Origin of the sequence: Micromonospora sp. WMMB235 (assembly GCF_001855515.1) — a bacterium.
In the GTDB taxonomy this organism is placed as follows: Bacteria; Actinomycetota; Actinomycetes; order Mycobacteriales; family Micromonosporaceae; genus Micromonospora; species Micromonospora aurantiaca.
The window spans coordinates 3,523,842-3,546,324 of the sequence record NZ_MDRX01000001.1 but is presented as its reverse complement, the minus strand read 5'-3'; the positions used below and the strand labels follow the sequence as shown (position 1 = coordinate 3,546,324).

The window sequence follows — 22,483 nt, the reverse complement described above, 5'->3', positions numbered from 1 at the left end:
GTGCCGTGTTAGGCGTCGACGTCCGTCGACCTTTCGGCCGATGTGGACGGCGTGCCCAGCAACTCGGGTGCCTGCGGCTGCCTCGGCGCCAGCTCGACCTGCGCCGGCGCGGCCAGCTCGTCGTCGGAGACGCCCAGCTCGGCCAGCTTGCGGGCGCTGACGAGCACCCGCGCCTCCAGCGACCCCACCGCCCGGTTGTACGCCGTCACCGCACCGCTCAGCGAACTGCCGAGCTTGCCCACGTGGTCGCCCAGTGTGGACAGCCGCCCGTACAGCTCGCGGGCCAGCGAGTGGACGGTGGCGGCGTTACGCGCCAGCGCCTCCTGCCGCCACGAGTAGGCGACGGTGCGCAGCAGCGCCACCAGCGTGGCCGGCGTGGCGAGCACCACGTTGCGGGCGAACGCGTGCTCCAGCAGGGACGGGTCGCGTTGCAGTGCCACGTCGAGGAACGGGTCCGCCGGCACGAACAGCACCACGAACTCGGGCGTCTGGTCGAACGCCGACCAGTAGGACTTGGCCGCCAGGCCGTCCACGTGCGCGCGCAGGTGCCGGGCGTGCGCGTCCAGGTGGGTGTCGCGCCCCCGCTCGTCGCGCGCCTCCATCGCGGTCAGGTACGCGTCGAACGGCGCCTTCGCGTCCACCACCACCGTCCGGCCGCCGTGCAGCCGCACCACCAGGTCGGGGCGTACCCCCTGGTGGTCGGTCGCGGCGGTGACCTGCTCGCTGAAGTCGCAGTGTTCGAGCATGCCGGCGGCCTCGACGATCCGGCGGAGCTGGTGCTCGCCCCAGCGGCCCCGCACCTGCGGCGCGCGCAGCGCGGCGACCAGCTGCTTGGTCTCGGTGCGCAGCTCGCCGGAGACGGCGCTCATGGACCGCACCTGCTCGCGCAGTTCGGCGTACGCGTCGACGCGGTCCCGCTCCAGCTCCGCCACCCGCTGCTCGTAGCGGCGCAGCGTGTCGTGCAGCGGCGCGACCGCGCGGGCCACCGCCTCCTGGGACTGCGCCGTCGCCTCGTAGCTGAGCGCCCGCATGGACTGCTCCAGCCGGCCCTCGCCGGCCTGGGTGGCGGCGAGTGTCGCCTCCAGGCGGGCGATGTCGGCCGCCGCGCGCGCCCGCGCGGCCAGCCAGCCCACCGCGCCGCCCGCGGCGAGGCAGAGCACCACCACGGCCAGCGTCGCAAAGCTCATGGCCAAGAGCTTGCCAAACGGGTACGACGAGCGCCCGGTGGGTACGTTCGAGTCATGGAGTTCGCGTTGTGGCTGGTCCTGATCCTGCTGCTCGGAGGTGCGTTCGTGTTCTGGCGGAGGGGGAGCAGATCGCGCCGGGCGAACGAGCTGGCCGACGCCCGCGCCGAGGCGCAGCGCTGGTACGAGCGGCTCGGCGGCCAGCTGATGAACCTGCACGGCGACGCTCCGGCGGTCCGGCAGGCGCTCGCCGACGCCGGTGAGCGGTACAACGCGGCCGGTTCGCAGCTGGAGCAGGCGACCACGCCGCGCCAGTTCGGGCTGGCCCGGGAGACCGCGCTGGAGGGGCTTGCGTACATCCGGGCGGCGCGGACCGCGATGGGCATCGACCCGGGCCCGGAGCTGCCGCCGCTCGCCGCTGCCCAGGGCGCCGGCGCGCTCACCAAGGAGCGCCAGGTCGACGTGCAGGGGCAGACGTTCCGGGCCGGCCCGCAGCCGGGGAACGCGACGCCCTACTACTACCCGGGTGGCCGGTTCCAGGGGCGGCCGGTGCCGGCCGGCTGGTACTCCACGCCCTGGTGGAAGACCGCGCTCGGCGCGGGCGTCGGTGTGGTCGGCGGTCTCCTGATCGCGGACGCGCTGTTCTCGCCCGCGTTCGCCGACCCCGGGTACGACGCCGGCTACCAGGAGGGCTTCGGCGACGGCCAGGACTTCGGCGACCAGGGCGGCGACATGGGCGGCGGCGACACGGGCGGCGGTGGTGACTACGCCGGTGGCGACTTCGGCGGCGGCGACTACGGCGGCGGCGACTTCGGTGGCTTCGGCGGCGGGGACTTCGGTGGTGACTTCGGCGGCGGCGACTTCTAGTCGACGCCGCCGCCCCAGGCGCCGCGCGTCGGGCGCCGCTCGCGTCGGGCACCGCTCGCGGCGCGCCGGGCGCAGGCGTTAAGAAGGGCCCCCTCTTATGCACGAGGCGTTAAGAGGGGGCCCTTCCTTACATCTCAGCCGGTGTTGCGCATGCCGGCGGCGATGCCGTTGACGGTGGTCAGCAGCGCCCGCTCCAGCGCCGTACCGTCGTTCGGGGCACGCCGCCCACCCGGCGCGGTCACCACCGCACGCCCGGCGGCGCCGGATTCGCGGTACTGCCGCAGCAACGCCACCTGGAGGTGGTGCAGCGGCTCCAGGTAGGTGTCCCGCACGGCGAGCGTGCGCTGGAGCACCGGCGAGTTGTCCAGCAGCGCCGGTGCGGCGGTGACCGCGAGCACCTCCTGCTTGGTCAGCTCGTACTCCTGCTCGATCTTGTCGAAGATCGGGTGCAGCTTCTTCGGCACCAGCGTCTCCACGTACCGCCGGGCGATGGTCAGGTCGGTCTTGGTCAGCATCATCTCGACGTTCGACAGGAACGTGCGGAAGAAGTGCCAGTTCCGGTTCATCTCGGCGAGCACGTCGGCCAGCCCGGCCGCCCGCGCGGCGGCCAGACCGGAACCCACGCCGAACCAGCCCGGCACGATCTGTCGGGTCTGCGTCCAGCCGAACACCCACGGGATGGCGCGCAGGCCGGACAGGCCGGCGCCGGTGTTCGGGCGCTTCGCCGGCCGGGAGCCGATGTTCAGCGCGCCGAGCAGCTCGGTCGGGGTGGAGGCCCAGAAGTACGCGGGCAGGTCCGGGTCCTCGACCAGCGACCGGTACGACCGGAACGCGGACTCGGACACCACGTCCATCGCCGCGTCCCAGCGCTCCAGCATCTCGGCCGGCTGCCGGGGCGCGGTGTGCAGCAGCGTGGCCTGGAGCACCGCCGCCACCGTCAGTTCGAGGTTCTCCCGGGCCAGCGCCGGCAGCGTGTACTTGTCGGAGATGACCTCGCCCTGCTCGGTCACCTTGATCGCGCCGTCGAGCGTGCCGTACGGCTGAGCCAGGATCGCGTCGTGGGTGGGGCCGCCACCACGGCCGACGGTGCCGCCGCGGCCGTGGAACAACCGCAGGTGTACGCCGTGCCGCGCGGCCACGTCCCGCAGCGAGCGCTGCGCCCGGTGGATGGACCACTGGCTGGTGGTGATGCCCGCCTCCTTGTTGGAGTCGGAGTAGCCGAGCATCACCTCCTGCACGTCGCCCCGGGCCGCCACGAGCGCCCGGTACGCGGGCAGCGACAGCAACTCGTCCAGCAGTTCACCACCGGCGTTCAGTTCGGCCGGGGTCTCCAGCAGCGGCACGATGCCGATGCGGGCCCGCCCGGAGTGCACGTCCACCAGGCCGGCCTCGCGGGCCAGCACCACGGCGGCCAGCACGTCGTCGACGCCGAGCGTCATCGAGATGATGTACGACTCGATCACCTCGGGGCCGAACCGGTCCTGCGCCTCGCGGATCGCCGCGAACACGTCGAACGTCTTGCGGGCCGACTCGGTGAGCGGGCTGTCCTGGGTGGAGAGCGGCCGCCGGCCGGTCAGCTCGTCGGCGAGCAGCTTGGTGCGCTCCAGCCGGGACAGTGCCGGGTAGTCGGAGACCTCGCCGACCGCCTCGTAGAGCTGGGCCAGCACCTCGTGGTGCTTCTCCGCGTGCTCCCGGATGTCCATGGTGGCCAGGTGCAGGCCGAACGCGGACACCGTACGGATGGCCGAGGCCAGCCGCCCGACGGCGGTGAGCTGGCCGGAGTTGCGGGCCAGCGACGCGCGTAGCAGTTCCAGGTCGGCGATCAGCTCGGACGAGCCCCGGTAGTCCCGCCCCGGCACGTGCGGGGTGTCGGCACGCAGCCGCTCCCGGGTGTTGGCGAGCTTCGCCTTCACGCACCGCGCCTTGAGCCGGTACGGCTCCTCCGCGTTGACCCGGCGGAACCGGGGCGCCACCTCGGGCAGCGCGTCCAGGTCCTTGGCGAGGCTGGCGGACAGGTCGAGCGACACCGCACGCAGCCGCCGGGACACGCTGACCTCGGTGATCAGCTCGTCCATCGCCTTCTCGGTGGCGGCGATGCCGTGCTCGTGCTGGATGCGCAGCACCTCGCGGGTGACCACCGGCGTGACGAACGGGTTGCCGTCGCGGTCACCGCCGATCCAGGTGCCGAAGCTCAGCGGGCGGGACGTCGGCGACGTCTCCACGCCGAGCGTGCGCAGCGTGTCGGCGAGGTCGTCGAGGACCTGGGGCGCGGCCTCGGCGTACAGGTCGCGCAGGTAGTAGATCGCGTTGCGCGCCTCGTCGGTCGGGTCCGGCCGGTCCAGCCGCAGCTCGTCGGTCTGCCACATGAGATCGAGCAGTTCGGCCAGGCGCCGGTTCGCCGGGCCCTCGTCGCTGGCGCCGTACAGGATCGCGTTCGCGGTCTCGGTGTCCAGCTCGTCGGCGACGGCGCGCAGCTTGGACAGGATGGACCGGCGGGCCGCCTCGGTGGGGTGGGCGGTGAAGACCGGTCGTACGGCCAGCCGGCGGGCCGCGGCGGCGATCTCCTCGGCCGGTACGCCGCGCTCGGCGATCATCTTGGCCGCCTGGTCCAGCCAGCCGCCGTGGGTCGCCCGGCGGCGGCGCAGGTCCCGGGCGCGGTGCACCTGCTCGGTGATGTTCGCCAGGTGGAAGTAGGTGGAGAAGGCGCGGGCCAGCTTCGTGCCGGTGGTGACGTCGAGCCCGGCGAGGCGCTGGGCCGCGGCCGGCACGTCGGAGCGGACCTGGGCGCGGATCTCCTCGACCAGGTCGAGCAGCGGGCGGCCCTCCTGCCGGGCGAGGGTCTGCCCGAGCAGCGTGCCGAGGCGGCGGATGTCGGCCCGGAGAGCGGCGTCGGGGCCGTCGTGGTCGTGCTGGTCGGTCACGGTTGCGCTCCTTACGCGAGGACGAAGGACAGCGCTGTCCGACTCCTCTGGATGGTATCCGCGCGGCCCCGGCGGACAGGAGGGGGACGGCGTGATGATCTGCACTCTGGGACGGTCCGCCGGTCAGCCCCGCTCGACGGCGTGCCGTCCCGCCTTCGGCCGGCGGCGCGCGCGGAACATGGTCGCGGTGAGCAGGCCGGCCAGCCCGGCGACCACCCAGAACAGCAGTCCGGTCAGTGCCCAGCCGCCGCCGCGCCAGTCGAAGTAGATGGCCGACTTGAACAGGTCGGTGGCGAGGCCCGGCACGTTCCAGCGGTGCATCCCGCGCAGGAACGGCGGCAGGAACTCGGGCGCGTAGATGCCGCCGGAACCGGGGTTGCCGAGCACGACGAGCAGCAGGATCACGATGCCGGTGCCGAGCAGCCCGAGCCAGCCCTGGACGGCGGCGGCGACCATCCCGGCCGCGAACGCGGCGAGCGCGCCGACCACCGCCACCGTCGCCACCTGATCGGGGAACACGCCGAGCACCGGCCCGACCAGGATCGCCCCGATGACGCCGAGCAGGATCGCGTGCACCGCGAGCGTGGCGATCCGCAGCCCGGCCCGGCGCAGGTCGCGCGGGCTGGTGCCGAGCGAGATGCCGAGCGCCGTGGACGCCAGGTAGCCGCCGAGCACCACGCCGACGGCCAGGTAGAACGGGACCAGGCCGCGCGGGTCGTCGGCGGAGACCGGCACGTCGTCGGTGACCTCCAGTGGCACCCCGGCCTGCCGGGCCGCCTCGGTGAACACGTCGGTGACGAGTTCGGTGGCGGCGGGCGCGCCCGCGCTGGCGGTGGCGAGCGTCAGGCCGCCGTCGGGGGCGGAGCTGAGCACCGCGTACACCGATCTGTCGGTGAGACCGTCGGAGGCGGCGTCGCGGCTGTCGTACCCGACGGGTTTGATCGTGTCGGTGCGGGCGCGGACGGCGGACATCACGGCCTGGGCCTGCTGGTCGCTCGTGACGACGGCGACCGGCACGTCGCGGGGGTCCGGCTTGTGCAGCGCGCCGACGTAGGCGGCGATGAACGCGCTGGCCAGCGCCAGGGTGCCGAGGATCAGCGCCGCCGTGCGGGGCAGCCAGTCCCGGGTACGCAGCTCCGGCTCGTCGTCCACGGCCTCAGCCTATTGCGGGCATATGCCCGGCTCATGGGGTTTCGTCGGGCGAAAACCGCTGGCCCGGGCCGATAACGTCGGGCCATGACGGTGCCTGTCTATCCCGCCAAACCGCAGCCCGGCGACCGGGTCGCGGTCGTCTCACCCTCCGCCGGCCTGCCGGGTCTCTTCCCCCACGTGTACGAGCTGGGCCTGCGCCGGCTCCGCGACGAGCTGGGGCTGGAACCGGTGGAGTATCCGACGACCCGGGTGATGGGCGCCGACCCGCGCGACCGGGCGCGTGACCTGACCGCCGCGTTCGCCGACCCGACGATCACCGCCGTGCTGGCGACGGTCGGCGGGGACGACCTGATCACCGTCACCCCGCACCTGGACGACGAGGTGCTGCGGGCCAACCCGAAGCCGTACTTCGGCTACTCGGACAACACCAACGTGCTCAACCACCTGTACCGGCTGGGCGTCGTCGGCTACCACGGCGGCTCCGTGCTCGTGCACCTCGGGCGCTCCGGGAAGCCGCACCCGCTCACGCTCGACTCGCTGCGCGCCGCGCTGTTCACCACCGGCTGGTACGAGCTGACCGCCGCGCCCGAGTGGGGCGACGAGCCGCGCGACTGGCGCGACCCGGCCATGCTCGCCGAGGAGCCGCCGATGTACCCGTCCGAGGGCTGGCGCTGGCACGGCCCGGCCCGGGTGGTGCAGGGCCGGACGTGGGGCGGCAACCTGGAGATCCTGCACTGGCTGATGGCGGCCGACCGCGTTCCGCGCGCGGCCGACCTGGCCGGCTCGGTACTGGTGCTGGAGACGTCGGAGGAGATGCCCACCGCGCAGGAGGTCTTCCGGATCGTGCGCAACATGGGCGAGCGGGGTCTGCTCGCCGCCGTCCCGGCGATCGTGGTGGGCCGCCCCAAGGCGTGGGACTTCGACCGGCCGCACTCGGTCGCGGAGCGGCTGGCCTGGGCCGCCGACCAGCGGGCGGCGATCCTGTCGGCGCTCGCCCCCTACGCCGGCGACCCGGTGGTGGTCTTCGACGTCGACCTGGGCCACACCGACCCGCAGGTGATCATCCCGTACGGCGGCGAGATCCGCGTGGACGCGGCCGAGCGCCGCATCGCCGTGCGCTACTGACGGCGGCGTCGGGCCGACGGCGCGGGGTCAGGCGTCGACGACGGCGAAGGCGCGCACCGGGAATGTGCCCATGCCGGCGACCCGCGGCGGAGCGGCGGTGAACCGGAAGCCGGTCGGCGGCAGCGCGTCCAGGCCGGTCAGGTGCTCCACGATCGGCACCCCGGCGGCCAGCAGACCGGTGTGCGCCGGGCGCTGACCTGCTGCCGCCGCCGTCATGTCGTCGATGTTGATCGAGTCGATGCCGACGAGCGCCGCGCCCGACTCGGCCAGCCACTGGGCGCCGTCACCGGTCAGGTAGGGCGCGTCCGGTGCGGCGTACGCGTCGGTGCCGAAGTGCGCGTCCCAGCCGGTGTGCAACAGCACCGCGCACCCGGCCACGTCGTACGGGGCGAGCATCAGCCGGTCCACCGCCCGCGTACCGGCCGGCACGCGTACCACCAGGCCGGGCAGGTCGGCGAGGCGGTCCAGCGGCACCCCGGTCAGGTCCGGGCCGTCGGCGAAGCGGTGCGACGGCGTGTCCACGTACGTGCCGGTGTTGGCGATCATGTCGATCCGCCCGACCTGGAACTCGACACCGGGCGCGTACCGGCTCCGGGACGCCTCCCGGGTCAGCCACTCGCTGATCGCCGGTGCGGGCCAGCCGGGCAGCGTGACCAGGCCGTCGGTGATCACGTGACTCAGCTCGACGACACGCCGACCGCCGCCGGCCGGGGCGTCCACCCCGCGCCCGCCCTTGTGCGGCTCCTCGACGACGGTCCGGTTCGTGATCCGTACCTCGCCGACCATGAGCAGCCCCAGGTGCCGGACCAGCAGCGCGGCCACCTCGTCGTCGGTGACGTCGGGGTGCGGCACGTCCAGCCGGAACCCGTCGGTGCGCAGACCGCCACCGTTGGAGAAAACCACCTCGGCGTCGAAGACCGTCCGATACTCGACCATCCGCCCACCGCACCACGCCCGGTCGCAGCCGGTCAAGATCCAACGTCGGGCGGGCCCGGTTCGTCGGTGGAGGGGGATAGGCTCGAACGGTGCACCCCCCGTCCGGCTGGACGCGGGGTCGTCGTCGTGTGTCGATCCGCTGGAAGTGATCACTGATGCTCACCGGACTCTTCTCCGCCGCCCTGGCCGACCCGGGGCTGGCCCGGGCGCGTGACCTGGCGCGCTCCGGTGCCGCGCAGGTCGACGGGCTCGACCTCACCGCCCCCGCCGCGCTGCGCCCGTTCGCTGTGGCAGCGGTCGCCGCCGACGAGCCCGCCGGAGGCGCGGGCCGGCCGGTGCTCGCGGTCACCGCCACCACCCGCGAGGCCGACGACCTGGCCTCCGCGCTGGGCAGCCTGCTGCCGCCGGAGCAGGTGGCGGTCTTCCCGTCCTGGGAGACGCTGCCGCACGAGCGCCTGTCGCCCCGATCCGACACGGTCGGGCGGCGCCTCGCCGTGCTGCGCCGGCTGGCCCACCCGGACGCCGCCGACGCGCACGGCCGCACCGGGCCGCTGCGGGTCGTCGTCGCGCCGGTGCGCTCGCTGCTCCAGCCGCAGCTCAAGGGCCTCGGCGACCTGGAGCCGGTGCAGCTCGCCGCCGGGGACGAGGCCGACCTGGAGGAGGTCGCCCGCCGGCTCACCGACATGGCGTACGCCCGGGTCGACCTGGTCACCAAGCGCGGCGAGTTCGCCGTCCGCGGCGGCATCCTGGACGTCTTCCCGCCCACCGACGAGCACCCGTCCCGGGTCGAGTTCTGGGGCGACGAGGTGGAGGAGATCCGCACCTTCGCAGTGGCCGACCAGCGCACCATCGAGGGCGTGGCGCAGATGTGGGCGCCACCGTGCCGGGAACTGCTGCTGACCCCGGCGGTGCGGGAGCGGGCCGCCGCACTCGCCGCCGAGCACCCCGAGCTGGCCGAGATCCTGGACAAGCTGTCCGAGGGCATCCCGGTCGAGGGCATGGAGTCGCTCGCTCCGGCCCTGATCGGCGCCGACGCGCTGGAACTGCTCGTCGACTGCATGCCGGCCGGCACCCACGTACTCCTCTGCGACCCCGAGCGCATCCGCACCCGCGCGCACGACCTGGTCCGTACCTCGGAGGAGTTCCTCCAGGCCAGCTGGGCCGCAGCCGCCGTCGGCGGCCAGGCCCCTGTCGACCTCGGCGCCGCCGCCTTCAAGACCCTGGCCGAGGTACGCACGGCAGCCCGCGCCCTGCGCCAGCCCTGGTGGACGCTCGCGCCGTTCGGCCTGGTCGAGGCGGACGCGGCGCCGGCCCGGCAGCCCTGGGAGGATGAGCCGGCCGAGGTCGACGTCACCCCCGACGACGCCATCGCGGTGAGCCTGGCCGCCCAGCCGGCCCCGCTCTACCACGGCGAGACCGCCCGGGTGGTCGACGACCTGAAGCGCTGGGCCGGTGAGGGCTGGTCGATCGCGCTCGTGTTCGAGGGGCACGGCCCCGCCCAGCGGGCCGTCGAGGTGCTCCGCGACGCCGGTCTCGGCGCCCGGCTCACCGAGGAGGTGCCCGCCGCACCGGCACCGGGCGAACTGCTCGTGTCCTGCGGCTGCCTGACCGCCGGCTTCGTCGACGAGGCGTCGAAGTTCGTGCTGCTCACCGGCAACGACGTCACCGGTGGCCGGGGCACCTCCACCCGCGACATGCGCAAGATGCCCAGCCGGCGGCGCAACACCATCGATCCGCTGGAGCTGAAGGCCGGCGACTTCGTGGTGCACGAGCAGCACGGCATCGGCCGGTACGTGGAGCTGGTGCAGCGCACGGTGAACGGCGCCAGCCGCGAATACCTGGTCATCGAGTACGCGCCGAGCAAGCGCGGCCAGCCCGGCGACCGCCTGTTCGTCCCCACCGACCAGCTCGACCAGCTCTCCCGCTACGTCGGCGGCGAGCAGCCCACGCTGCACAAGATGGGCGGCTCGGACTGGCAGAAGTCCAAGGCCCGGGCCCGCAAGGCGGTCCGCGAGATCGCCGCGCAGCTCATCCAGCTCTACGCCGCGCGCAAGGCGTCCAAGGGGCACAACTTCGGCCCCGACACCCCGTGGCAGCGGGAGCTGGAGGACGCCTTCCCCTGGCAGGAGACGCCCGACCAGCTGGCCGCCATCGAGGAGGTCAAGCGGGACATGGAACAGACCGTCCCGATGGACCGGCTGATCTGCGGCGACGTCGGCTACGGCAAGACCGAGATCGCGGTACGGGCGGCGTTCAAGGCGGTGCAGGACGGCAAGCAGGTGGCCGTGCTGGTGCCGACCACGCTGCTGGTGCAGCAGCACTACAACACGTTCGCCGAGCGGATGAGCCAGTTCCCGGTGTCGATCCGGCAGCTGTCCCGGTTCCAGACGCCGAAGGAGTCCGAGCAGACGCTGGAGATGGTCGCCGCCGGCACCGTCGACATCGTCATCGGCACCCACCGGCTGCTCCAGGCGGCCACCCGGTTCAAGTCTCTCGGGCTGGTCATCATCGACGAGGAGCAGCGGTTCGGCGTCGAGCACAAGGAGCACCTGAAGACGCTCCGCGCCTCGGTCGACGTGCTCGCCATGTCGGCCACCCCGATCCCGCGGACGCTGGAGATGGCGATCACCGGCATCCGGGAGATGTCCACAATCGCCACCCCGCCGGAGGAGCGGCACCCGGTGCTCACGTTCGTCGGGGCGTACGACGACCGTCAGGTGGCCGCCTCCATCCACCGTGAGCTGCTGCGCGACGGTCAGGTCTTCTACCTGCACAACCGGGTCGAGTCGATCGAGAAGACGGCCCGCAGGCTGCGGGAGCTGGTCCCCGAGGCCCGGGTGGCGGTGGCGCACGGCCAGATGGGCGAGGAGGCGCTGGAGAAGGTGATGGTCGGCTTCTGGGAGAAGGAGTTCGACGTCCTCGTCTGCACCACGATCGTCGAATCAGGCATCGACATCCCGAACGCCAACACCCTCATCGTCGAGCGCGCCGACCTGCTCGGCCTGGCCCAGCTGCACCAGATCCGCGGCCGGGTCGGCCGTGGCCGGGAACGGGCGTACGCGTACTTCCTCTACCCGCCGGAGAAGCCGCTCACCGAGAACGCGCACGAGCGGCTGGCGACCATCGCCCAGCACACCGAACTCGGCGCCGGCATGTACGTGGCGATGAAGGACCTGGAGATCCGCGGCGCCGGCAACCTGCTCGGCGGCGAGCAGTCCGGCCACATCGAGGGCGTCGGCTTCGACCTGTACGTCCGGATGGTCGGCGAGGCCGTGTCCGCCTTCAAGGGCGAGCAGCAGGAGGAGGAGGCGGAGGTCAAGGTCGACCTGCCGATCGACGCGCACCTGCCGCACGACTACGTGGCGGTGGAGCGGCTGCGCCTGGAGATGTACCGCAAGCTCGCCGAGGCCCGCGACTCCGAGCGTCTGCGCGAGGTGGTCGCCGAGATGACCGACCGGTACGGCGAGCCGCCCGCGCCGGTGCAGAACCTGGTCGCGGTGGCGCGGTTCCGGCTGCTCGCCCGCCGCTACGGGCTGACCGACGTGTCGATGCAGGGCAAGCACATCCGGTTCGGCCCGCTGCCGCTGCCCGACTCGAAGCAGATGCGGCTCAAGCGCTACCACCCGGACTCGGTCTACAAGCAGGCGCTCGACCAGGTCAGCGTGCCCCGGCCGAGCACCCGGCGGATCGGCGGCGAGCCGCTGCGCGACCAGGCGCTGCTGGAGTGGTGCGGGCAGCTCCTGGCCGACGTCCTCGGCAAGCCCGAGGAGCTGGCCGGTGTTGCCAGCCCCGCAGTGGCGAGCGGACGATGACACAGCAAGCCCGAGGAGCTGGCCGGTGTTGCCAGCCCCGCAGTGGCGAGCGGACGATGACACAGCAAGCCCGAGGAGTTCGCCGGAGCCGCCCGGCCCGGGGCGGGCGCGCGATGAGGTGGGCGGAGTCACAGGCCGGCACTCGGCGTGAGAGAGTGACCCTCATGCGTGCTCGCCGTTCCCTCGTCGCCGTCAGCGTCGCGGCCCTTGCCGCGCTCTCTCTCGCCGCCTGTGGCCGCTCCGCCCCGGACGTCGCCGCCTACGTCGGCGACAGCCGGTACTCCGTCGACCGGGTCGACGCGATCTACGAGGACGCGCAGCGGCAGTACGCGGAGGCCGTCCGTAGCCAGTCCCCGCAGACGCCGTCGCCGGCGGAGCTGCGGTCCTCGGTGACCCGGCAGGACGTGCTGAACCTGCTGGTCGCGATCGACCTGGGCAAGCGCGTGGCGGCCGACAAGGGCCTCCAGGTCACCGACCAGATCTCCCCGGAGCAGATCCAGCAGGCGCTCCGCATGCCGGCGACCACCGAGTACACGAAGCTGTGGGGCGAGTGGGTCGACCTCTCCGGCACGCTCCAGCAGAGCCTGCCCCCGGCCGACCTCAGCGACGAGTCCCTGATGGCCGTCTACCACGCCCTCGAGAAGACCGGGGCGATCCAGCCGGGCCTGAGCATCGACCAGGTGCGGCAGGCGTTCGGCGAGGCCGGGTTCGTCCGCACCGCCACCGCGCTCAGCAGCGCGCTGCAGGAGCAGGCCGAGAAGTCGGACGTCCGCGTCAACCCCCGGTTCGGCGTGACGGGCGTGCCGTCGCTGGTCAACACCGGCCAGTCGTTCGTCTTCTACTCCCTGCCGTACGTCGACCAGGACGGCCCGGTCACCGACATCTCGACTCCGGAGGCGCCGGCCTCCGGCTCCCCGGCTCCCGGAGCCGCATGACCGCGCGGATCGTCCTGCTCGTCACCTCACCCCGGCTGCCCGCCGGCCTGCTGACTTCGGCCGCCTGGGACGCCGTACGCTCCGCCCCGGTCCTCGCCGGTGCGGAGAGCGAGCTGACCCGTGCGGTCCGAACGGCCGGCGCCGACGTGAGCGTGGTGACCGAGGGTGCGACCCAGGCGCTGCTCGACGCCGCCGCCGCGCACGGCGGGGCGGTGTGGCTGGCCGGTCCGGCCGGCGACGAGACGCTGGCCCGTGAGCTGGGGCTGCGGCTGGCGCGCGAGCCCGGCCTGGCCGAACTGGAGCTGATGTACGGCTCGTGGGATCCGCCCGGCGCCCGGCTGCTCGACGCGGTCGAGGTGATGGACCGGCTGGCCTCCCCGGGCGGCGATCCGTGGAAGCGGGCGCAGACCCACCGCAGTCTGGCCGGTTTCCTGCTGGAGGAGTGCTACGAGGCGTACGACGCGATCAGCGCCGACGACACCGACGCGCTCCGCGAGGAACTGGGCGACGTGCTGCTCCAGGTGCTGCTGCACGCCCGGCTGGCGGAGAACCTGCCGGAGGGCAAGAGCTGGACCGTCGACGACGTCGCGGGCACCCTGGTCGACAAGATGGTGCGGCGCAACCCGCACGTGTTCTCCGGTGAGCCGGCCGGTTCGATCGAGGAGATCGAGGCGAACTGGGAACGGATCAAGCGGGCCGAGAAGACCCGCGACTCGGTGCTGGACGGCATCGCGCTGAGCCAGCCCGCACTCTCCCTGGCCGCGAAGATCCTGGACCGGGCCGGCCGGGTGGGCCTCGCCGTACCGCCGCCACTGGCCGAGTCGCAGGTGGATCCGGAGGCCCGGCTCGGCGCGAGCCTGCTGGCCACTGTCGCCGCCGCCCGGCAGGCCGGCATCGACCCGGAGGCCGCGCTGCGGCGGGCCGCCTTGGCGTACGCCGAAGCGATCCGAGCCGCCGAACGCCCCACCCCCACCAACCCCGCCTAACCCCCCGCCCGCGCTCACCCCGCCCCGCCCTCTCCCCGCGATCTTGCACTTTCGGCCCGAGCGGTGCCGCAAATGCCCCCTCTGCCCGGGCACAAAGTGCAAGATCGCCGAGTCGGCTGGCCGCCAGCCCAGCCCAGCCCAGCCCAGCCCAGCCTTCCTTGCTCGACCGCGCCCCTCCCGGCAGGCGAGACTCGTCGCCCGCATCCCGGGATCGCCGTAGATCTTGGTACGAAAGTGCCCCTATAGGGGCCGTTTCGGTCCAAGATCTACGCCCGCCCCGGACGACGCGCGCTCGCGGCCGACCAACCCCGGCACCCAGGCGGTGGCCTTCCAGGGGACTCGCGGCGGTGATCAAGGGGTTTGGGTCGAGGGCGGGCTCTGGCGGGGACACGAACTCCTTGATCAACGGGGGCGGGGAGGCGGGAGAGTGGGCGGGGTGATCGGTAGGGTCGGGGGATGGAGTCGTTCGGGCCGCTTGCGGAGCGGATCGTGGAGGCGTTGCTGGAGAGCCGGCCCGGGCTGGCCACCTCCGCCGGGGATCACCGCTACGACGACCGGCTGCCCGATCTCTCCGCCGACGCCCTCGCCGCCGACCAGGCGATGCTGAAGGACGCCGCCGACGCGCTCGCGGAAATCGACCCGGACGCGCTCGACGTGGCGGAGAGCGTCGACCACGCGCTGCTCACCAGCCTCGTCGACAGGGGACTGTTCGAGGCCACCGAGATCCGCGGCCACGAGTGGGATCCACTGCGCCACAATCCGGGGCCGCTGCTGCACGCCCTGCTGGCCCGTCCCTTCGCCCCGGCCGAGGAGCGCCTGACCAGTCTCGTCGGGCGTCTGTCGGCCGTACCCGATGCGCTGTCGACGGCGCGCGCGACGCTGCGGGACATGCCGCGGGTCCACGCGGAGACGGCGGTCGGGCAGTTCGCCGGTACGGCGGCGCTGATCCGCGACGAGGTTCCCGGGTTGCTCGCCGAGGCGCCGGCGATGCGTGACCGGGTCGGCCCGGCGGCCAGCGAGGCGATCGCCGCGCTGGAGGAGTTCGTGGCCTGGCTGCGGCAGGGCCTGGCCGCGGACGCCGGTCCGGGGCGTGACCCGCGGCTGGGCCGGCGGCGGTGGGAGGCGCGGCTGTGGCACACGCTCGACACCGAGCTGAGCGCCGCCGAGGTGCAGCGCCGCGCCTGGGCCAACCTCGACCGGGTCACCGAGGAGATCCGCGCGGCGTCGGTCGAGCTGGTCGGTGGTCCGGCCGACGACGAGACGGTACGCCGGGCGCTGGACCTGCTGGCCGCCGAACACCCGGACGACGCCACGATCGTCGACCTCGCCTCGGTCACGCTCGACGAGGCGAGTGACTTCGTCCGCCACCACGACCTGGTCAGCATGGTCGGCGACCCGTGCGTGATCCAGGAGATGCCGGAGTTCGCGCGCGGCGTGGCGGTGGCCTACTGCGACTCGCCGGGCCCGCTGGAGACGGCCGACGTGCCGACGTTCTACTGCATCTCGCCCACCCCGGCGGACTGGCCGGCGCAGCGGGTCGAGTCGTTCTACCGCGAGTACAACGACCACATGATCCGCAACCTGACCGTGCACGAGGCGATGCCGGGTCACTTCCTCCAGCTCGCCCACGCCCGCCGGTACGACGGCCCGACCCGGGTACGCGCGCTCACCGAGTCGGGCGTGTTCGTCGAGGGCTGGGCGGTCTACGCCGAGGAGCTGATGGCGGGGCTCGGCTTCGGCGGGCTGCCGGTGCGGTTGCAGCAGCTCAAGATGCAGCTCCGGATGACCATCAACGCGCTGCTGGACCAGCTCGTGCACTGCGACGACATGCCCGAGTCCGAGGCGATGGCGCTGATGACCGGGCGCGGCTTCCAGGAGGAGGGCGAGGCGGCCGGCAAGTGGCGGCGGGCGCTGCTCACCTCGACGCAGCTCTCCACGTACTTCGTCGGCTACAGCGAGATGGCCGACATCGCCGCCGCCCGGCCGGACGGCGTGACGGTGCGCGACTGGCACGACGCCATGCTGGCGCACGACTGCCCGCCGCCGCGCCACCTGCGGACACTGCTGGGGGTGTGACGGCCACCGCCCGGGCGGCGGCCCGGCCTGCGGTCACCGCCCGGCGGCGACCGCGTCGATCAGCCAGCGCGACAGGGAGTACGCGGGCGGCAGCTCGGCGGGCAGCGCATTCACCGGGAACCAACGCGCCTCCGTCAGCTCGATGCCGTCGACGACGGGTTCGGCGGCCGGGTCGGTCACCTCGACGGTGAACCCGGCGAGCAGCGTGCCCGGCCCGGACAGCGCCCACGGCTGGCTGTCCACGTAGACCGGTCGCCGCAGCGTCAGGCCGACCTCCTCGGCGACCTCGCGGTGCACCGCCGCCTCCAGCGACTCGCCCGCCTCGACGAACCCGGCGACGAGTGCCCACAGCTGCGTCGGCCCCTGCGCGTGCCGGACCAGCAGCAGTTCGTCGACGCCGCCGGCCGGGCCGGGGCGGGTGATCGCGGTCAGCACCGCGACGGACAGCGGCACGAACACCGTCAGCCCGCAGTCCGGGCAGCGCCGCGCGGTCTCGCCCGGCACGTCGGCCAGCTCGGCCCGGCACGCGCCGCACCACCTGTGGGTACGCCGCCAGGTGACCACGGCGAGCGCCCGTCCGGCCAGGTCGGCGCGGGGTGCGGGCAGCTCGGCGGCGAGGCCGCGCCAGCCGCGCCACGGGCCGGGAAGCGACTCCGGATCGGCCACCTCGGCCGCCCACGCCGGAACGCCGTCGAGCGTGCCGACCGGGATCCAGGCGAGGTCGCCGGGCAGCGCGCCGATCCGCAGCGGCTGCTCGTCCGGGCCGGTCAGCAGCTTCCGTCCGGCCACCGGCAGCGCCAGGTCGTCCGGCTCCGGCGGCCGCCCGTGATCGGCAGCAGGCAGGAACCCGGGCGGGATCACGACGTGGACGGGCGGCGGTCCACCACGCCGGCGCCGTCCGGGACCGCGAACGCGGCCGCCTCGACGCTCTCGGTGTAGCGGCTCAGCGTCACCTCGGTGGGCTTGCCGTCGAGCGTGCCGGAGAAGCTTCCCAGCACACCCTCGTTCGTCACGCAGGCGTTGAAGCGCTCCCCGTCGTGGGTGACGTCGACGCAGGTGGCGTGGTGTCCGGCGAGAGTGGTGTCGCTCTGCTCGATGACCGCCTCCGGCGCCAGCGCCGCCTCGGTGAGCAGCCGGATCACCGCGGGCGGCGTGACCAGGCCCTGCTTGCGTGCCTCGTCGTAGACGATCACCGACGGCTTCCCCGCGGTGAGCACGGGCGGCGAGACGGTGCAGGAGGTACGGGCGGCCGTGCTCGCGCACCGGGTCACCGACTCCTGCGTCACCGTGATCTTGCCGCCGGGCCAGGTGTACGTGGACCGCAGCGGCTTCTTGGTCTGCGCGATCGAGGCGGTCCGGCCGCCGTCGATCTGGTAGTCGGCGGCCCAGGTCTGCTCCAGCGCCCGGTCCATCCGCGCGGCGAGGTCGTTGACCAGGTCGGCGCGACCGAGCGCGACGTTCGCGTCGTCCAGGGCCTGACAGCCGGTGACCGAGAGCGACGCGATGACCGAGGCGGCGAGCACGCGGAGAGTCGTCGAGGCGGCAGGCATGATGCCCAGCCTTGTCGATCGACGCAACGTCTCGCAAACCGGTTGCCGGTTGACGACCGGTAATCCGGGAATGTCCGTCTCAGCAAGCGCCTCGGGGGCCGCCCCGAGCGGGGTGCGGCAGGGCGGGGACCGATACGCTGCGTTCAACACCTGCCTCAGCCGCACCGTCGCGGCCCATACGGACCGGAACCACACAAACGAGGAGCGACTCAGTGGCAACCATCGAGGGAATCGTCGCCCGGGAGATCCTGGACTCGCGGGGCAACCCGACGGTCGAGGTCGAGGTCGGGCTCGACGACGGCACGATCGCCCGCGCCGCGGTGCCGTCCGGCGCCTCCACCGGCGCGTTCGAGGCGGTCGAGCTGCGCGACGGTGACAAGGATCGCTACCTGGGCAAGGGCGTCGAGAAGGCGGTCGCCAACATCGAGGACCGCATCGTCGACCAGCTCATCGGCTACGAGGCCAGCGAGCAGCGGCTGATCGACCAGAAGATGATCGACATCGACGGCTCGGACAACAAGGGCGAGCTGGGCGCGAACGCCATCCTCGGCGTCTCCCTGGCCGTGGCCAAGGCCGCCGCCGGCAGCGCCGAGCTGAGCCTGTTCCGCTACCTGGGCGGCCCGAACGCGCACCTGCTCCCGGTGCCGATGATGAACATCCTCAACGGTGGCGCGCACGCCGACTCGAACGTCGACATCCAGGAGTTCATGATCGCGCCGATCGGCGCGCCGACGTTCCGGGACGCGCTGCGCTCGGGCGCCGAGGTCTACCACGCGCTGAAGTCGGTGCTGAAGAAGAAGGACCTGTCGACCGGCCTGGGCGACGAGGGCGGCTTCGCCCCGAACCTGCCCACCAACGCCGCCGCGCTGGACCTGATCGCCGAGGCCGTGGAGAAGGCCGGCTACCGGCTCGGCACCGACATCGTCTTCGCGCTCGACGTGGCCGCCACCGAGTTCTTCGACAACGGCACCTACACGTTCGAGGGCAGCGCCAAGAGCGCCGAGGAGATGAGCAACTACTACACCAAGCTCGCCGGCGACTACCCGATCGTGTCGATCGAGGACCCGCTGGCCGAGGACGACTGGAGCGGCTGGGCCACCCTCACCGCCGCGCTCGGCGACCGCATCCAGATCGTCGGCGACGACCTGTTCGTGACCAACCCGCAGCGCATCGCCCGGGGCATCGCCGAGCAGGCCGCCAACGCGGTCCTGGTGAAGGTCAACCAGATCGGCTCGCTCACCGAGACGCTCGACGCCGTCGACCTGGCCCACCGGGCCGGCTTCAAGTGCATGATGAGCCACCGTTCCGGCGAGACCGAGGACACCACCATCGCCGACCTGGCCGTCGCCACCGGCTGCGGGCAGATCAAGACCGGCGCGCCGGCCCGCTCGGACCGGGTGGCCAAGTACAACCAGCTCCTGCGGATCGAGGAGGAGCTGGCCGACGCGGCGCGGTACGCCGGTGCCGGCGCGTTCCCGCGCTACCGTTCGGCCTGAGCGAGCGCTCCGGGGGAGGGGTGTGACGATGCAGCAGCGCCGCACACCGGGTGGCCAGCGGCCCGCCCGCCGGCCGGGTCAGCCCGGCCGGACGGGCGGTGCCCGGGTCCGGTCCACGGCACGCGACAACGGCGTCCGCGCGGAGGCGCGCGCCGCCGGCCGGTCACCCGGCGCGTCCCGTGCCGCCGACGGCGTACGCTCCGCGAGCCGCCCCGCCGCGGCCCGGCGTACCGCCGCCGGTGGCCCGGTCAAGCGGCTCACCGCACCCCAACCCCGGCGCTTCACCGGGCGGGCCACAGTGCTGTTCGCGGTGCTGATCGCGCTCGCCCTGGCGTACACCTATCCGGTCCGGGTCTACCTGGACCAGCAGGCCGACATCGAGCGGATGGAGGCGGCGCAGGCCGCCCAGCGGGCCGAGATCGACCGGCTCACCGCCGAGGCGGCCAAGTGGAAGGACCCGGAGTACGTCAAGACGCAGGCCCGGGAGCGGTTCTTCATGGGCAAGCCGGGCGAGACGCTGCTCGTGGTGCTCTCCGACCCGGAGGGCGCCGCGAAGGACGCCGGCAAGGGCGCGAAGCCGGGGGCGCCGAAGCCGCCCGAGCCCTGGTACGACACCCTGTGGGGGAGCGTGCGGGCGGCCAACGCCGAGCGCCCCGACAAGTGAGCTTTGATCCGAGAGGCACTTCCTTGAGCGTCGTACCACCGCAGGAGCCGGCGGCGGACTCCGTACCCCCGCCGGAGCGCCAGCCGGCCACCGAGGCCGACCTGGCCGCGGTGGCCGCGCAGCTCGGACGCCCGCCTCGCGGCACCCGCGCGGTGGCCCACAGGTGTCCCTGCGGCCTGCCCGACGTGGTGGAGACGACGCCCCGGCTGGCGGACGGCACGCCGTTCCCGACGCTGTTCTACCTGACCTGCCCGCGTGCCACGGCGGCGTGCAGCCGGCTGGAGTCGGCCGGGCTGATGAAGGAGATGGCCGAGCGGCTCGCCGAGGATCCGGAGCTGGCGGCGCGGTACCGGGCGGCGCACGAGGACTACCTGACCCGCCGGGAGGCGATCGGGGAGGTGCCGGAGATCGCCGGCATCTCGGCCGGCGGCATGCCGGGGCGGGTGAAGTGCCTGCACGTGCACCTCGGGCACGCGCTCGCGGCCGGGCCGGGGGTCAACCCGTTCGGCGACGAGACGCTGGCGCTCGTGGAGAAGTGGTGGGCGGCCGGCCCCTGCGTGGACGTGCCCGCGGTCCAGTGAGATGAGCGCCGACGAGATCACTGTGCGCCGGGCCCGCACCACCGACGTACGCGGCATCCGGCGGCTGGTGGACACCTACACCGACGACCGGCGGCTGCTCAGCAAGGCGACTGTGACGCTGTACGAGGACGTGCAGGAGTTCCGGGTCGCGGTGACGTCTGACGGCACGGTGGTCGGCTGCGGCGCGCTGCACGTCATGTGGGAGGACCTGGCCGAGATTCGGACGGTGGCGGTCGATCCGTCCTGCCGGGGCCACAAGATCGGGCACCGGATCGTCGGCGGGCTGATCGACGCGGCGCGGGAGCTGGGCATCGCCCGGATCTTCGTGCTGACGTTCGAGACCGGCTTCTTCGGCTCGTTCGGTTTCCGCGAGATCGACGGCGCGCCCGTCCCGCAGCCGGTGTACGAGCAGCTCCTGCGCTCGTACGACGAGGGCGTGGCGGAGTTCCTGGACCTGGAACGGGTCAAGCCCAACACCCTGGGCAACACCCGCATGCTGCTGCGCCTCTGACCGTGCGCGGGCTGCCGTAGGGTGGGCGCCGTGAGTGCGCGTGTGGCCGCCATCGACTGCGGGACCAACTCGATCCGACTGCTGATCGCCGACCTGCCCGAGTCGTCGGCCGGGGAGGCGGCGCCGCTGCGCGACGTCAGCCGGCGGATGGAGATCGTCCGGCTGGGGCAGGGCGTCGACCAGACCGGCATGCTCGCGCCCGAGGCGATCGAGCGGACCCGCGTGGCGCTCGCCGACTACGCGGCGGAGATCGAGAAGTCCGGCGTCGAGCGGGTACGCATGTGCGCCACCTCGGCCTCCCGCGACGCCTCCAACGCCGCCGACTTCCGCACCATGGTCGAGCGCACGCTCGGCGTACCGCCCGAGGTGGTGACAGGCGACGAGGAGGCACGCCTGTCGTTCACCGGCGCGGTGCGCGGCCTGCCTGCCGACGCCGAACCGCCGTACCTGGTGGTCGACATCGGCGGCGGCTCGACCGAGTTCGTCGTCGGCACCCGCGCCGACGGGGTGCGCGGCGCGATCTCGGTGGACATCGGCTGCGTCCGGATGACCGAAAGGCACCTGCACGACGATCCGCCGACAGCGGCGCAGATCGCCGCCGCCGAGTCCGACATCGCCGCCGCCGTCGACCGCGCGCTCGCCGCCGTGCCCGGCCGCGAGGCCGCCACGCTGGTCGGGCTCGCCGGTTCGGTCACCACAGTGGTCGCCCTGGCGCAAGGGCTCCGGGAGTACGACCCGAGCCGCATCCACCACGCCCGCGTCTCGTACGAGCAGGTGGCCGAGGTGACAGCCGACCTGCTCGGCAAGAGCAGTGAGCAGCGGCTGGCGTACCCGGTGATGCACCCGGGGCGGGCCGACGTGATCGGCGCCGGCGCCCTGGTGCTGCGAGTGATCATGGAGCGGGCCGGGATGCCGTCGGTGGTCGCCTCCGAGCACGACATCCTCGACGGCATCGCCTGGAGCCTCGCCTAGCCCGCTCTTTCGCCGCCGCACCTTCAGGCGGTGATCAAGGAGTTCGTGTCCGATCGGGGCGCCTCAGAGGACGCCAACTCCTTGGTCAACAAGGAGGGCCGGGCGTCAGTCAGTCGCCAGGTCGGGGCGGTGTTCCCTGATCCACTTCTCGACGTCGGACTTCCGCCAGACCTTGCCCATCGCCAGCACGGCGATGGGCTCCGGGAAGTTGCGTTGGTTGGCGATCACGGATGCGCGCTGACGCGACACGTTGCCGAGCATCGCCCGGATCTCCGACACGCCCACCAGCTCCACACGTTGACGATGGCAGTGTCGGCGTCGCCGAACAGCGACAACTACGGAGGCTATTGACGCTGACAACAGGAGGCGACACGATCGGGGGATGACCGTGAGGAACTGTTCTCCCGTACCCGATCGCAGTCGCCGTGTCGTGCGGCCGCACGTGCCGATGCGGCCCCTCTGGTTGTGCCGGGTGTGCGCGGCACCCTGGCCGTGCCAGCCGGCCCGCCTGTTGCTGCTGCTGGACTACCGGCGCGACCGCGTCGCCCTGTCCATCCACATGGCGGGCTGCCTGTTCGACGCCACCGCCGACCTGATGGCCGCCAACCCGAACCCGGCCGACCTGTTCGGCCGTTTCATCGGGTGGACCGCCCGTCCTTCCTCCCGGTGAACAAGGCCGGGCAAAGTGCTGTGTGATTGACGGTAGTGTGGATTG

19 protein-coding genes are annotated in these 22,483 nt (G+C 73.1%); 12 read left to right on the top strand and 7 right to left on the bottom strand.

Annotated features, from left to right (window positions below):
• Nucleotides 1-8: 8 nt before the first annotated feature.
• On the bottom strand, nt 9-1,187 hold the full coding sequence (locus BFV98_RS14995) for a DNA recombination protein RmuC (protein ID WP_013284081.1): 1,179 nt from the start codon (nt 1,185-1,187) through the stop codon (nt 9-11).
• A gap of 54 nt (nt 1,188-1,241) precedes the next feature.
• Between BFV98_RS14995 and BFV98_RS14990 the strand changes: the two genes are divergently transcribed.
• Nucleotides 1,242-2,051 carry a hypothetical protein gene (locus tag BFV98_RS14990; RefSeq protein ID WP_071096788.1) on the top strand — a complete coding sequence of 270 codons (810 nt, stop codon included), beginning with the start codon at nt 1,242-1,244 and terminating at the stop codon, nt 2,049-2,051.
• A 134-nt stretch (nt 2,052-2,185) separates the two neighbouring features.
• Here the strand turns inward: BFV98_RS14990 and ppc are convergent, their stop codons facing one another.
• Nucleotides 2,186-4,972, bottom strand: a complete 2,787-nt coding sequence (gene ppc / locus BFV98_RS14985; protein ID WP_013284083.1) for a phosphoenolpyruvate carboxylase — start codon at nt 4,970-4,972, stop codon at nt 2,186-2,188.
• 123 nt (nt 4,973-5,095) lie between these two features.
• Nucleotides 5,096-6,124, bottom strand: coding sequence for a hypothetical protein (locus BFV98_RS14980; RefSeq protein ID WP_071096784.1), 1,029 nt, complete (start codon nt 6,122-6,124; stop codon nt 5,096-5,098).
• An 84-nt stretch (nt 6,125-6,208) separates the two neighbouring features.
• Here BFV98_RS14980 and BFV98_RS14975 point away from each other — a divergent pair, with 84 nt between their 5' ends.
• Nucleotides 6,209-7,249, top strand: a complete 1,041-nt coding sequence (locus BFV98_RS14975; protein ID WP_071096780.1) for a S66 peptidase family protein — start codon at nt 6,209-6,211, stop codon at nt 7,247-7,249.
• A gap of 27 nt (nt 7,250-7,276) precedes the next feature.
• Here the strand turns inward: BFV98_RS14975 and BFV98_RS14970 are convergent, their stop codons facing one another.
• Nucleotides 7,277-8,185: a cyclase family protein gene (locus tag BFV98_RS14970; RefSeq protein ID WP_071096775.1), complete on the bottom strand. Its 909-nt coding sequence runs from the start codon at nt 8,183-8,185 to the stop codon at nt 7,277-7,279.
• A 155-nt stretch (nt 8,186-8,340) separates the two neighbouring features.
• On the opposite strand from BFV98_RS14970, the gene mfd reads away from it, so the two are divergent.
• The 4 genes from mfd to BFV98_RS14950 all read left to right on the top strand — a co-directional run bounded on the left by mfd (nt 8,341) and on the right by BFV98_RS14950 (nt 15,994).
• On the top strand, nt 8,341-11,997 hold the full coding sequence (gene mfd / locus BFV98_RS14965; protein ID WP_071096771.1) for a transcription-repair coupling factor: 3,657 nt from the start codon (nt 8,341-8,343) through the stop codon (nt 11,995-11,997).
• A gap of 164 nt (nt 11,998-12,161) precedes the next feature.
• Nucleotides 12,162-12,932 carry a hypothetical protein gene (locus BFV98_RS14960; RefSeq protein WP_013284088.1) on the top strand — a complete coding sequence of 257 codons (771 nt, stop codon included), beginning with the start codon at nt 12,162-12,164 and terminating at the stop codon, nt 12,930-12,932.
• A complete protein-coding gene (locus BFV98_RS14955; RefSeq protein ID WP_071096767.1) occupies nt 12,929-13,918 on the top strand; it encodes a nucleoside triphosphate pyrophosphohydrolase in 990 nt (329 codons plus the stop codon). The genes BFV98_RS14960 and BFV98_RS14955 overlap by 4 nt, the downstream gene beginning before the upstream one ends.
• Nucleotides 13,919-14,374: 456 nt before the next feature.
• A complete protein-coding gene (locus BFV98_RS14950) occupies nt 14,375-15,994 on the top strand; it encodes a DUF885 domain-containing protein (protein WP_030271270.1) in 1,620 nt (539 codons plus the stop codon).
• A gap of 33 nt (nt 15,995-16,027) precedes the next feature.
• Here BFV98_RS14950 and BFV98_RS14945 read toward each other — a convergent pair whose 3' ends face one another.
• Both BFV98_RS14945 and BFV98_RS14940 read right to left on the bottom strand, forming a co-directional pair.
• Nucleotides 16,028-16,855, bottom strand: coding sequence for an NAD(+) diphosphatase (locus BFV98_RS14945; protein WP_071096763.1), 828 nt, complete (start codon nt 16,853-16,855; stop codon nt 16,028-16,030).
• Complete coding sequence (locus BFV98_RS14940) at nt 16,852-17,544, bottom strand: hypothetical protein (RefSeq protein ID WP_013284092.1); 693 nt, start codon at nt 17,542-17,544, stop codon at nt 16,852-16,854. The genes BFV98_RS14945 and BFV98_RS14940 overlap by 4 nt, the downstream gene beginning before the upstream one ends.
• A 212-nt stretch (nt 17,545-17,756) precedes the next feature.
• Here BFV98_RS14940 and eno point away from each other — a divergent pair, with 212 nt between their 5' ends.
• The 5 genes from eno to BFV98_RS14915 are packed head-to-tail and all read left to right on the top strand — an operon-like array spanning nt 17,757 to nt 21,768.
• Complete coding sequence (gene eno / locus BFV98_RS14935) at nt 17,757-19,040, top strand: phosphopyruvate hydratase (protein ID WP_013284093.1); 1,284 nt, start codon at nt 17,757-17,759, stop codon at nt 19,038-19,040.
• A 28-nt stretch (nt 19,041-19,068) separates the two neighbouring features.
• Nucleotides 19,069-19,704 (top strand): septum formation initiator family protein, encoded by a 636-nt coding sequence (locus BFV98_RS14930; RefSeq protein WP_013284094.1) that lies wholly within the window; start codon nt 19,069-19,071, stop codon nt 19,702-19,704.
• Nucleotides 19,705-19,727: 23 nt separating this feature from the next.
• Nucleotides 19,728-20,285 (top strand): DUF501 domain-containing protein, encoded by a 558-nt coding sequence (locus BFV98_RS14925; RefSeq protein WP_013284095.1) that lies wholly within the window; start codon nt 19,728-19,730, stop codon nt 20,283-20,285.
• A 1-nt stretch (nt 20,286) separates the two neighbouring features.
• Nucleotides 20,287-20,796, top strand: a complete 510-nt coding sequence (locus BFV98_RS14920) for an amino-acid N-acetyltransferase (RefSeq protein ID WP_013284096.1) — start codon at nt 20,287-20,289, stop codon at nt 20,794-20,796.
• A gap of 42 nt (nt 20,797-20,838) precedes the next feature.
• Complete coding sequence (locus BFV98_RS14915; RefSeq protein ID WP_071096759.1) at nt 20,839-21,768, top strand: Ppx/GppA phosphatase family protein; 930 nt, start codon at nt 20,839-20,841, stop codon at nt 21,766-21,768.
• 105 nt (nt 21,769-21,873) lie between these two features.
• Here the strand turns inward: BFV98_RS14915 and BFV98_RS14910 are convergent, their stop codons facing one another.
• A complete protein-coding gene (locus BFV98_RS14910; RefSeq protein ID WP_176921700.1) occupies nt 21,874-22,062 on the bottom strand; it encodes a hypothetical protein in 189 nt (62 codons plus the stop codon).
• A 178-nt stretch (nt 22,063-22,240) separates the two neighbouring features.
• On the opposite strand from BFV98_RS14910, the gene BFV98_RS14905 reads away from it, so the two are divergent.
• On the top strand, nt 22,241-22,438 hold the full coding sequence (locus BFV98_RS14905) for a hypothetical protein (RefSeq protein WP_255368116.1): 198 nt from the start codon (nt 22,241-22,243) through the stop codon (nt 22,436-22,438).
• The last annotated feature ends 45 nt before the right edge of the window (nt 22,439-22,483 follow it).